We start from the raw sequence: 12,187 nt of genomic DNA, 5'->3' as shown, positions 1-12,187 counted from the left end.
TCTCGAGGGGAAACGGAAGGTCTCGCGGATCGGTTCACTCACGCAGGCGCGACATCCCGGCGTGTCAGCCGATTTCCCCCGCGACGAGGAGGCCGGAGCCGCCGGCAAGCCCCGGTCCGGGATGCGTCGAAGCGCCGATATGCCAGAGATTCCGGAGGCCTGTGTCGTGGCGCTTGCTGTCTGCGAAGGGGCGGAAGGTGAAGAACTGGTCGATGGTGCAGGCCCCGCCATAGGGATCGCCGCCGACGAGGTTCGCGTTCATGCCCTCGAGGTCGGCGGGAGAGATGGCGCGACGGGCAACGATGTTTTCCCGCAGGTCCGGAATGTGCTGGACGAGGATGTCCTCGACCCGGTCCGCAAAGGCCTCCCTCAGCGCCTCGGTCCAGACCCCGTCCTGCGGCGTTTCGATCACGCCCGCCGCATCGCCCTTAACGTGACGCGGGGCATCGGGCATCTGGAGCCAGAGCACCGCGCCGCCCTCCGGCGCGCGGGTGGGATCGGCCGCCGACGGCTGGCCGACGCAGATCGTCGGCACGGCAGGCAGAAGCCCCCGCTCCGCCTCGTTGGATGCGCGGCTGACGCCATCGAGACCGGGGGTGAGGTGCAGGAGCTGAACGTTCTCCAGCCCCTCGGTCGCCCACCCAGGCGCAGTCTTCAGCGCGTAGTGGAGCTGGAAGTTTCCGCGACCGTAGCGATAGCGGCGGAGGTCCTCCCCGCGATCCGGCGCGGCGCCGGCGCCCTGCAGGAGCGAGCCGTAGAGCTGGTGTGGCGTGGTGGAAGCAAGAACGCCGGCCGCCTCTATCTCCTCGCCGCTTTCGAGGCGGATCCCGGTCGCGGCACCCTTGTGCGTCAGAATTTTCGCGACCGGCGCGCTCGTGCGGACCTCGCCGCCGTTCTCCTCGATGATCCCGGTCAGCGCGCGCACCATGTTCGCCGCACCGCCCTTCACGATCGGGGCGCCGGCCGCCTCCAGGGCGAAGCCGATGATCTGGCCCATCTGGCCCGAGAAGGCGGCTTCGGGCGGAAGCCCGGCATGCAGCCCCCACGGCGCCCAGATCGCCTGGTTCAGATCCCCTGAGAAGGACGTCTCCAGCCAGCCACGCATGGGCTGAAGCGCCTTGCCCATACGGGCCACGAGGCCGCGAGTGCCGCGCGACCACGCCTCCTTGCCGATCATCCTCGCGGTCTTGCTGGACCAGGGATCGCCTCCCATCAGGCCGAAGATCAGAGAGGCGTCCTCGGCGAAGCCATCGAGATCGGCCGCGAGACGGTCCCCGTCCCCCGGCGCCACCTCGTTGAACGCGGCGACATTCGCGGCCCTGTCCATCTTGTAGACCTGCGCGCTGCCGTCGGGCCGGAGGACGCCGGTGGGGGTGTCCGTCGCGCAGAACTCGACGCCGTGACGCGCCAGATCCTCTCCGAGCTTTTCATGGGCGCCGCCGGTGACCCAGAGAACGAAGGTCGTCGCGAGAGGGTCGTAGGTGTAGCCCTCCGCCAGGGTCTCCGTGCGCATGCAGCCGCCGGCCACCGCTTCCCGCTCGAAGACGACAACCGGCTTGCCCGCCTTTGCCAGAAGCGCGCCGGCGACGAGCGCGTTGATGCCGGATCCGACGATTGCATAGGGGCGAGACGACATCGGGGACCTCGTGATCTGGTGCAGGGGCCGGCCGCGCGCCGGCGTCGGGGAGCATGTGATCGCATGGGCCGCGATCGGTGCAAGCTTAAAATAGTTTCCGGTCGCGTCAGTCATGGGCCTGAGGCCCTTTGCGATTTGCCGCGTCTGAAGGCATCGCGCGCCTCTTTGCGGCGCACGCGCCGAGCGAGCGCTTGAAGCCTCAAACAAGATTGACAGATCCTCCCGACCTGCCCGAACGTGATTCAACGGACCGCCTCGAGGCCTCCTGCGGGCGAGACTGTCACGGACGCGGCGCCCGGTCTGTCCGTTTCGCGCGGCGCCTGTCCGGAAGGCGCGCGGAATGTTCGACAAGCGGAAGGACACGATGATGGAGCTCGCCACCGATCGCCTGCCCCTTGCCGGGTATCCCCTGTTCGAAACACGGGACCTCGACGCCGCGCGCCATGCGGTCGCCCAGGTCTATTGCGATCATCGGCTCGAGCGGCTCGGCACGGGGCGCATTCATGCACGGCAGAACCGTCTTCAGGGCCGGCGGCTGTCGATCAATACGATCCGGTATGGCGCCGCTGCGTCGATCGTGCCGGGCGCGCTCGGGTCCTTCTACCTGTTCCAGTTTCCCCTTCGCGGCAGCGCGGATATTCGCTGCGGCGAAGCCGGCTACCGGATCGGCGGCGGCACCTCGGGCATTCTCAACCCGGACGATCCCATCGAGATGGAGTGGAGTGCCGATTGCGCGCAGCTCATGGTGCAGATCGACAGGGACGCGATGGACGCCGCCGCCCGCGATCACTGCGACATGGCGAGCGGCGCTCAGGTGACCTTCTCCGGCCCCGCGGACCTGACCCACGGGGCGGGGCTGAGGCTGGCGGAGTTGCTGCGCTTCCTCGTCGCGCAGGCCGACGGCGCACGCTCGCTCATCGGCGCGGAGGATCTCGTCGGCGCGCAGATCGAACAGGCGCTGCTTCTGGCGCTGATCGAGGCGCACCCTCACCAGTTCGAGATCGCCCGGCCCGCAGCCGCCGCCGCGCCGCGCACGGTGCGGCGGGCCGAAGCCTTCATTGACGCGCATCTGAGCGAGCCGATCACGCTTGAGGAGATCGCCGCCGCCTCGGGCATCGGCCCGCGCGCCCTTCAGGAGGCCTTCCGACTGCATCGCGGCACCTCCCCGATGCAGTTCCTGAGAGACAGGCGGCTTGAGCGCGCCGATGCAGCCCTTCGCACCGGCGATCCGGACGTCACCGTGACGGATATCGCCATGACCTGGGGCTTCTTCCACCTCGGGCGGTTCTCCGAGCACTACCGCCGCCGCTACGGCTGCACGCCCGTCGAGACGCTGCGCCGGGCTCTCTGAAGCCGGGGGCGTCACCTCGCGTATCGGATCCCGGCCGCGCGGAGCGGATAGCGGAGGGCCTCGGCCCGTCTCACCATCGGCTGAACAACAGCGACAGGGAGACGGACATGCGAGGATTGAAGGGCAAGGTCGCCATCGTCCCGGGCGGCGTGACGAAGATCGGCCAGGCGGTCGTGGCCGCGTTCCGGGAGCATGGCGTTCGCGTCATGATCGCGGATATCGATGCCGAAGGCGGCGCGGCCCTGACGGCGGACGGCACGAGCTTCACCAGAACGGACCTGCGAAGGGACGAGGACATCGCCGCGCTGGTCGCAGCGACCCGCGAAGAGTTCGGCCGGATCGACTTCCTCGTCAACGTCGCCTGCTCCTACGGCGACAACGGCGCGGCCTCGAGCCGGGCGGAGTGGCTCGATGCGCTCGACGTCAACCTCGTGGGCTCCGTCATGCTGATGCAGGCGGCGCGCGAGGATCTGGCCAGGACCAAGGGCGCCATCGTCAATTTCGGCTCCATCTCCTCACGCGTGGCGCAGACCGGCCGCTGGCTCTACCCGGTCAGCAAGGCGGCGATCCTGCAACTGACCCGCAATCAGGCGATGGATCTCGCCCCTGACGGCATCCGTGTGAACGCGGTCTCTCCCGGCTGGACGTGGTCCAACATCATGGACCAGCTCTCCGGCGGCGACCGCGCGAAGACGGACCTCGTCGCCGGGACGTTCCACCTGATGGGCCGGGCGGGCGATCCCGAGGAGGTCGCGAGCGCGGTCATGTTCCTGTGCTCGGACGAGGCCTCGTTCATCACCGGGACCGATATCCGCGTCGACGGGGGGTACACCGCGATGGGCCCCGAGCGTGCTTCCCCCGCAATCCCGCTTCTGGAGGAGTGAGGCCATGAATGTCGGTATCATCGGCGCCGGGTTCGCGGGACTGACCACGGCGAAGCATCTCATGGAGTTCGGTCACGACGTGACCGTGTTCGAGAAGGTCGGGGATGTCGGTGGCGTCTGGTCCGCGTCCCGGACATATCCCGGCGTCTCGACGCAGAACGGCAAGGACACCTACTGCCTGTCCGATTTCCCCATGCCGCAATCCTATCCCGAATGGCCGAGCGGGCCTCAGGTGCAGGCATATCTCGAGGCCTATGCCGAGCGGTTCGAGCTCATGAAGCACGTGCACCTCAACACGGAGGTGACCTCGGCCCGGCAGGAGGAGGGCGGAGGCTGGACGCTGGAGACGAGCGCCGGCACCCGCCGGTTCGACTTCCTCGTGGTGGCCAACGGCATCTTCTCCGAACCCGCCGTTCCGCGCTTCGAGGGGGCCGATGCCTTCGAGGCCGCTGGCGGACGGATCTGCCACTCCTCCCGGTTCACCCATCTGGGTGATGCGGCGGGCAAACGCGTTCTGGTGATCGGCTACGGCAAGTCCTCCTGCGACGTGGCCGCGGCTGTCGCGGGCAGCGCGAAATCCCTCGACGTCATCGCCCGGGAGCTCATCTGGAAGGCGCCGAAGAAGTTCGGCGGGGTGCTGAACTACAAGTATCTTTTGCTGACGCGCATGGGTGAAGGGCTGTTCAAGTACCGCAGGACGCGCGGCGTCGAGGCTTTCCTCCACGGCCGCGGCGCGCCGGTCCGCAACAGCATGGTGGGTTCGGTGCAGGCGCTGACCACGAAACAGCTCAAGCTGGCGGAACTGGACCTCGTGCCCCGCGGCCAGTTCGAGCGGATCGCCCGCTCCACCGTCTCCCTCGTGACGGACGGGTTCTACGACCATGTCCGCTCCGGCAAGATCGTCGTGCACCGCGACACGCAGATCGAGCGCTTCGAAGTGGAGGGAGACGAGCGGACGGCCGTTCTTGCGGATGGCACGCGCCTGCCGGCGGATATCGTGATCTGCGGCACGGGGTGGACCCAGTCGGTGCCATTTTTCGGTGAGGAGATCCGGGACAGGCTCATGGATGAGCGTGGCAACTTCATGCTCTACAATTGCGTGAAGCCCATCGGCATCGAGAACCTTGCCTTCAACGGCTACAATTCGAGCTTCTTCAGCCCGCTCTCCGCGGAGATGGGCGCCCTCTGGATCGCCTCCTACCTGGCGGGGGACATGGTATTGCCGGACGAGGCCGAACAGCGCCGCATGACCCGCGAGCGGATCGACTGGATGGCCGAGCGGACCGAGGGAAAGCATGCACGGGGCACCAACATCATCCCCTTCTCCATGCACCAGATCGACGAGCTTCTGAGCGATCTGCGGCTGGAGATTCCGAAGAGCCAGCGTTTCATGGAATGGCAGATGCCGGTGAAGCCGGAACGGTATGGGAAGGTGCGGCAGCGCCTCAAGACCAGGCTCGGCGTGGCGTAGTGTCGGGGGCGCCGTGGACAGCCGGTCCATGCTGATGCATGTTTCGCCCGTGTCCTCAGCCTGGAGTTAGCATGACTGACGCAATCATCATCGGCGCTGGCCACAATGGCCTGGCCGCCGCGGCGCACCTTGCCAGCAAGGGCTGGTCCGTCGAGGTGTTCGAGGCCTCAGGCACGCCCGGCGGCGCGGTGAAGACACTGGAGCTGACCGAACCCGGGTTCCGCCACGACTGGGGCGCGATGAACCTGTCGCTCTTCGCAGGGTCGGACTTCGCCAAGACCCATGGCGATGCACTCGCGAAGCACGGCTTCGAGCCGGTCGCGGCCACGGAGTGCTTCGCCAGCGTCTTTCCGGATGGACGCTGGTGCGGCGTCTCGACCGATGCCGAGGCGACTGCCGCCCGCATCGCGGCGTTCTCCCCTCGGGATGCCGAAACGTGGCGGCGCCTCTCGGCCGAGTTTCCGGATATCGCGCCCCGCATCTTCTCCGTCCTTGGATCCCCGATGAAGGTGAAGGGCCTGATGCGCACGGCGTGGTCCACCTGGCGCAGCGCCGGCACCGCGAAACTCTACGAGCTGGTGCGCCTCATGCTGCTCTCCCCCCGCGCATGGGCCGAGGAGACGTTCGAGGATCCTCGCGTCCGCGCCATGTGCTGCGCCTGGGGGATGCACCTGGATTTCCCGCCCGACCAGTCGGGCGGCGCCGTCTTCCCGTATCTCGAGAGCATGGCGGGTCAGGCCTTCGGGCTCGTCATCGGCAAGGGCGGGGCGGATACGATGGTCAGCGCTCTCGTCGGCATGATCGAGGAGGCGGGCGGACGCGTCACCTGCAACGCCCCGGTGGCCGAGGTGCTGCGAAAGAACGGACGGGCGACCGGCGTGCGCCTGGCGGACGGACGCGAAATCGAGGCCAAACGTGCGGTGATCGCCAACGTCGCGCCCTCCGGTCTCGCGCGGCTCCTGCCGGGCGGCAGCGGCACCCAGCGCTACGACGACGGGATCGAGCGGTTCCGCCACGCGCCGGGGACGTTCATGCTGCACCTCGCGCTCGACGGACTGCCTGACTGGGCCGCGGGCGAGGACCTGAAACGCTTCGCCTACGTCCACCTCGCGCCGGATCTGCGGACCATGGCGAACGCCCATACCGAGGCGGTTGACGGGCTCTTGCCGCGCGCGCCGGTTCTCGTGGTCGGCCAGCCGACCGTGGTCGATCCCTCCCGCGCGCCGGACGGCAAGCACATCCTCTGGGTCCAGGCCCGGATGGTGCCGGGCGAGATCCTCGGCGATGCCGCCGGCGAGATCGACGCGACGGACTGGGCGAATGCCGCCGAACCGATGGCGGAGCGCGTGCTGGACATCATCGAAAGCTATGCGCCGGGCCTGCGCGGCCGCATCACGGGCAAGCGGATCGTGACCCCGACCGATCTGGAAGCGGACAACGCCAACCTCGTCGGCGGAGACCAGATCGGTGGATCCCACCATCCGGCGCAGAACTTCCTCTTCCGCCCCGTGGCCGGCTACTCGGACTGGTCGACGCCGGTCCGGAACCTGCACATCGTCGGCGCCTCGACATGGCCCGGTGCAGGGGTCGGCGCGGGATCGGGCACGATGCTCGCCAAGAAGCTCGCCCGGTAGGCATTGCGCACCGCAAGCGGTCATATGCATTGACATGTTTCAAGCTTGAAGTAGCCTGAACTTCCCAGAGGCCGCAAAGGTCCGGGTTCTGCGGCGGGGGAGCGCTTCCCCCACCGCTCACCGACAGGAGGTTCAGGAATGACGATTACCCGACGCACATTGCTCGGCACCGCAACCGCAGGGCTCGGCCTCGCCGTCGCCGGCATTCCCGGCCGGCTCCGCGCGCAAGACAGCGACGAGCTCACGATCGCCTACAACGTGAACCTGCCGTCCTTCGACCCGACGGTCGGACCCTCGGCGGTGAACCCGACGATCCAGGGCATCTACCAGACGATCTTCGACCAGTTCATCGCGCAGGACCCGGACCTCAGCTTCAAGCCGGGCCTCCTGACCGAATGGGGCTGGACGGACGACAACAGCAAGATCCGCATGGTCGTCCGCGAGGGCGCCGTCTGGCACAACGGCGATCCGGTCACGGCGGAGGACGTCGTGTGGTCGCTGGAGCGCGCCGCCGATCCCGAAGGCGGCAATCCGATCCAGTTCGTCTGGGCCAAGATCGGCAATTTCGAGATCGACGGGAACGTCATCACGGCGGACGTGCTGGAGTACGAGCCCACGCTCTTCAAGTGGATGGGCTTCCTGACCGGTTACGTCCTGCCCAAGAAGTATTTCGAGGAGGTCGGCCCCGAGGGCTTCGAGCAGAACCCGATCGGCTCCGGTCCCTACATGGTCGACCGGTTCGAGCGGAACGCGTTCCTGCGGCTGAAGGCACATCCCGACTACTGGGGCGAAAAGCCGGATTTCGAGACCGTCACGATCAAGTTCATCCCCGATTCCTCCGCCCGCGTGGCCGAGGTGGAATCCGGCGCGTCGGACATCACGCTCGAGATCCCCTACGAGGAATACGATCGCCTGCGCGAGAAGGACGGTCTCGAGGGCACCATCGCGCCGGTCTCCGATATCGGCATGATCTTCATCAACGACATCGACGTGATGACCGATCCGAACGTCCGCAAGGCAGCCGCGCTCGCCGTCGACAAGCAGCTGATCATCGACCGGCTGCTGTCGGGCTACGGCGTGCCGATCTCCACCCTTCAGACCCCCGAATACGACGCCTACGACGCCTCCATCGAGGTGCCCTACGATCCCGAGGAGGCAAAACGCCTGCTCGCCGAGTCGGGCTACGGGCCGGATAACCCGGTGCGCTTCACGATCCAGACCACCCGCGGCTTCAAGCCGAAGGATTACGAGATGATCCAGGCCATCGTCGGGCTCTGGCGCCGGGTCGGCATCGAGGCGGAGATCGAGGTCTACGAGATCGCCAAGCACTACGAGCTGCGCGCCGCGGACACGCTGGCCCCGGCCGCGTTCTACAACTGGGGCAACGCCGTCGGCGATCCCTCGACCTCGACCGGCTTCACGCTCTTCGGCCCCTCGCCGCACTCGGTCTGGGACGGGCAGGAGATGATCGACATGATCGGTCCGCTCTGGGCCGAAGCCGACGAGGAGAAGCGCATCGAAGGCTACAAGGCGGTGGATCGCAAGGCCGCCGAGGACGCGCTGGTGATCCCGCTCCTGCAGTACATGCAGCCGATCATCTACCGCTCCGGCCTGTCGGTCACGCAGAACACGTCCGGCGCCCTCGTGCCGCAGAACGTGTCGCGCACCTGAGGCGAGATTTCCGGGCGCCCCTCCGCTTTTTTGTGGAGGGGCGACCGGGCTGACCCATGCAAGCTGCATTCATCCGTCTTCTGACCACGGCCCTCACGCTCTTCGGCGTGGCCGTCGTGGTGTTCGTCGTCATCCGGGTCGCGCCCGGTGATCCCATCGCCATGATGCTTCCGCCCGGTGCGACCGATGCGGATATCGACCGCCTGCGCGCCGCCTACGGCCTCGACCGAAGCCTGGCCGAGCAGTTCTTCATCTGGATCGGCGGTGTCCTTCAGGGCGATTTCGGCACCTCCATCTCGCTGCGCCAGAATGTCGGCCGCATCGTCCTTGGACGCCTGCCCGCCACGCTCGAACTGGCGTTCTACGCGCTCTTCCTCGCCGTCCTTCTCGGCGGAGCCCTGGCGGTGATCGGAACGCTGCGTCGGCGCGGCACCGCGGAGGGCGCCGTCGATCTCTGGAACGGGATGACGCTGTCGATCCCGGATTTCCTCTGGGGCCTGATCTTCATCCTCTGCCTCGGGGTGCTCTGGCCCCTGTTTCCCATTTCCGGCCGGATCTCCCCCGCGCTGAACCCGGATTACGCGACCGGCTTCCTGCTGCTCGAATCCCTCCTGCGGTTCGACTTCCGGGTGACGGGCGATCTTCTTGCCCACATGACCCTGCCGGCGCTGGCCCTCGCGCTGCCGCTCTCGGCGGTCATCGCGCAGGTGCTGAAACAATCGCTGAAGGAAGTCATGGAGCTCGACTACGTGAACCTTGCCCGCGCCCGCGGCTTCTCGGAGGTCGCCGTCCTCTTCCGGGAGGCGCTGCGCAACGCCGCCCTGCCGACGCTGACGCTGGTGGGCGTGCAGTTCACCTTCCTGATCGGCGGGACGGTGATCGTCGAGAAGCTCTTTTCCTACGAAGGCCTCGGCAACCTCGCCATCGACGCTGTGGTGAACCGGGACCTGCCGTTGATCCAGGGGATCGTGCTTCTGTTCGCCGTGCTCTTCATCGCGACGAACCTGATCGTGGACCTCGCCTATGCCGCCCTCAATCCGAGGCTGCGTCATGGCTAGACTCTGGCTTTCGGGCGGCTGGCTCGTCCTTCTCGCCCTCGCCGCGATCTTCGCGCCTCTCATCGCGCCGCATGATCCGCTGGCGCAGGATCTCTTCCTCGAGAAGCTGCCTCCCTTCTGGATGGAGGGCGCCGAACCCGGCTACTATCTCGGCACCGACTCCCTCGGGAGGGACGTGCTCTCCCGGCTGATCTACGGAGCCCGCGTCGCGCTCATCGTCGCCGTCCTCGCCGGTGGCTCGGCCGCGATCCTCGGCTCGGTCCTCGGCCTGCTCGCGGGCTATCTCGGGGGCTGGACGGATCGGGCCGTGGGCCGGCTCATCGACATCTGGATGAGCTTCCCGCCCGTCCTCTTCGCGATCCTCCTCGTCGCCGTCCTCGGCACCGGCCTCTCCTCCGTCATCATCGCCATCGCGGTGATCGACTGGACGCGCTTCGCCCGGGTGGTCCGGGCGGAAACCATGGCGCAGTCCCGCATGGATTACGTCGCCAGCGCCACCGTCGTCGGGCGCTCCCCCTTGGGCACGCTCTGGCACGAGGTGGTGCCGAACGTGCTGCCGACGATCCTCGTCCTTCTGTCCCTCGAAATGGGCATCACCGTCATCGTGGAGGCGATCCTGAGCTTCGTGAACCTGTCCGTCTCGTCGGACGATCCGACCTGGGGCGGCATGATCGCCGAGGGCCGGACGCAGATCCATTTCGCGCTCTGGATCCTCGTCGCACCCATGGTGGCGCTGTTCCTCACGGTCCTTGCCTTTTCGCAGTTCGGCGAAGGGCTGAAGGACAGGCTGGACCCGGCGGCATCATGACGGGGATCCTTGAAATCGACAGCCTTTCGGTCCGCATCGGACCGCGGGGGCCGCGGATCCTGCAGGATGTCAGCCTGTCCGTCGCACCGGGCGAGATCCACGGGTTGATCGGGGAATCCGGCGCCGGGAAGAGCATGATCGGCAAGACCGTCGCCGGGCTACTGCCGCGCGGGCTGAACGTCTCGGAGGGGTCCGTCCGCTTCGACGGGAAGGAACTGACCGCGCTTCCCCGGAGGCGGCTGCGCAAGCTGGTGGGAGAACGGATCGCAATCATCCCGCAGGACCCGCTGACCGCGCTCAACCCCAGCCGCCGCATCGCGGGGCAGATCACGGACCGGCTCGTCCACACTCTGGGATGGGACCGGCGCAGGGCCCTCCTTCGCGCCGAGGAGACGCTGAACGAGGTGTCGATCCGCAATCCTGCGCAGACGCTTCGCAGCTATCCACACGAGCTGTCGGGGGGCATGCGTCAGCGCGTCCTGATCGCCGCCGCCTTCGCCGCGGCGCCCGATTTCATCATCGCCGACGAGCCGACCACCGCGCTCGACGTCACGGTGCAGCGACAGATCCTGCAGCTCATCCGCGCGATGCAGGCGCGGCACGGGACCGCCATGCTCTTCGTCACGCATGACATGGGCGTCGTCGCCAAGCTCTGCACCCGCGCGACGGTGCTCTACGCCGGAAAGGTGGTGGAGACGGGCACGGCGGAGCATCTCTTCGGCCCGAACCCGCATCCCTACACGGAAGCCCTGATCGGGGCGACGCCGCGCTACGACCGACCGGAGGACTCGCTCCGCCCGGTTCCAGAGCGCGTGATCGAGGCCCTGCGCGCCGAACAGGAGGCCACCCATGGCTGAGCCGCTCATCGAAGTGAGGGACCTCGGTCTCTCCCTGCCCGACATGAACGCAGGCCCCCGCCTCGGCCGTCGCCCCCGTCTGGAAATCCTGCGCGGCCTCTCGTTCGACATACCCCGCAGGGGCGTGGTCGGAATCGTGGGCGAATCGGGGTCCGGCAAGTCCACACTGGGCCGCTGCCTTGTGAGGCTCCTCGAGCCGTCCGCGGGCCGCATCCTGTTTGACGGGCATGACATCACGCACATGGCGCCGTCGGAGCTCACCGGGCACCGCCGCGACCTCCAGATGGTGTTTCAGGACCCGATGTCCTCCCTCAACCCGCGCCACACGATCCTGCGGCTGATCGCGGGACCACTGAAGCTGCACGGGGTGGAGCAGGCCGAGGACAAGGCGCGGGAGGCGCTCGACCGGGTGCATCTCGGCCGTGCCTTCGCGGATCGCTACCCGCACCAGCTCTCGGGCGGCCAGCGTCAGCGCGTCGGCATCGCCCGCGCCATTGCCCTCGGCCCCCGCTTCATCCTCGCCGACGAGATCACCTCGGGCCTCGACGTCTCGACACAGGCGCAGATCGTGGCCCTCCTGGAGGAGCTGGTCGCGGACATGCACCTCACCCTCGCCTTCATCAGCCACGATCTGTCGCTGATCCGCAGGCTGGCGGACACGATCATCGTGCTCAAGGCGGGAGAGATCGTGGAGCAGGGCCGCATCGCGGACGTGTTCGACGCCCCGACGCATCCCTATACAGCAGCCCTCAAGGCCGCGATTCCGCTGCCGACGCTCGACGATGCATGGCTCGAGAACGCGCAGGAGGCCTGATCT

The 12,187-nt window shown here is 67.6% G+C and carries 10 protein-coding genes; 9 read left to right on the top strand and 1 reads right to left on the bottom strand.

Going from position 1 to position 12,187, the window contains the following annotated elements; translation table 11 throughout:
* Positions 1-64 precede the first annotated feature (64 nt).
* Positions 65-1,636 (bottom strand): NAD(P)/FAD-dependent oxidoreductase, encoded by a 1,572-nt coding sequence (locus DQG15_RS11600; protein ID WP_116085401.1) that lies wholly within the window; start codon positions 1,634-1,636, stop codon positions 65-67.
* Positions 1,637-1,976: 340 nt separating this feature from the next.
* Between DQG15_RS11600 and DQG15_RS11595 the strand changes: the two genes are divergently transcribed.
* The 9 genes from DQG15_RS11595 (at position 1,977) to DQG15_RS11555 (ending at position 12,184) form a co-directional block, all read left to right on the top strand.
* Positions 1,977-2,987, top strand: a complete 1,011-nt coding sequence (locus DQG15_RS11595) for an AraC family transcriptional regulator (protein ID WP_116085399.1) — start codon at positions 1,977-1,979, stop codon at positions 2,985-2,987.
* A gap of 107 nt (positions 2,988-3,094) precedes the next feature.
* Entirely contained in the window at positions 3,095-3,871 is a 777-nt protein-coding gene (locus DQG15_RS11590) for an SDR family oxidoreductase (RefSeq protein ID WP_116085398.1), read from the top strand.
* 4 nt (positions 3,872-3,875) lie between these two features.
* Positions 3,876-5,342 (top strand): NAD(P)/FAD-dependent oxidoreductase, encoded by a 1,467-nt coding sequence (locus tag DQG15_RS11585; RefSeq protein ID WP_116085396.1) that lies wholly within the window; start codon positions 3,876-3,878, stop codon positions 5,340-5,342.
* Positions 5,343-5,413: 71 nt separating this feature from the next.
* Complete coding sequence (locus DQG15_RS11580) at positions 5,414-6,976, top strand: NAD(P)/FAD-dependent oxidoreductase (protein ID WP_116085394.1); 1,563 nt, start codon at positions 5,414-5,416, stop codon at positions 6,974-6,976.
* Between the two features lie 138 nt (positions 6,977-7,114).
* The gene (locus DQG15_RS11575; RefSeq protein ID WP_116085393.1) at positions 7,115-8,647 is read left to right on the top strand and encodes an ABC transporter substrate-binding protein; all 1,533 of its coding nucleotides are present in this window, start codon (positions 7,115-7,117) and stop codon (positions 8,645-8,647) included.
* A gap of 56 nt (positions 8,648-8,703) precedes the next feature.
* Positions 8,704-9,705, top strand: coding sequence for an ABC transporter permease (locus DQG15_RS11570; RefSeq protein ID WP_116085391.1), 1,002 nt, complete (start codon positions 8,704-8,706; stop codon positions 9,703-9,705).
* Positions 9,698-10,513 (top strand): ABC transporter permease, encoded by an 816-nt coding sequence (locus DQG15_RS11565; protein ID WP_232830812.1) that lies wholly within the window; start codon positions 9,698-9,700, stop codon positions 10,511-10,513. Before DQG15_RS11570 ends, DQG15_RS11565 begins: the two co-directional genes overlap by 8 nt.
* The gene (locus DQG15_RS11560; protein ID WP_116085387.1) at positions 10,510-11,370 is read left to right on the top strand and encodes an ABC transporter ATP-binding protein; all 861 of its coding nucleotides are present in this window, start codon (positions 10,510-10,512) and stop codon (positions 11,368-11,370) included. Before DQG15_RS11565 ends, DQG15_RS11560 begins: the two co-directional genes overlap by 4 nt.
* On the top strand, positions 11,363-12,184 hold the full coding sequence (locus DQG15_RS11555) for an ABC transporter ATP-binding protein (RefSeq protein WP_116085386.1): 822 nt from the start codon (positions 11,363-11,365) through the stop codon (positions 12,182-12,184). The genes DQG15_RS11560 and DQG15_RS11555 overlap by 8 nt, the downstream gene beginning before the upstream one ends.
* Positions 12,185-12,187: the final 3 nt, after the last annotated feature.

The sequence above is a fragment of the Tropicimonas sp. IMCC34011 genome (genome assembly GCF_003390865.1).
In the GTDB taxonomy this organism is placed as follows: Bacteria; Pseudomonadota; Alphaproteobacteria; order Rhodobacterales; family Rhodobacteraceae; genus Tropicimonas_B.
This window is presented reverse-complemented; position numbering and strand designations above follow the sequence as displayed.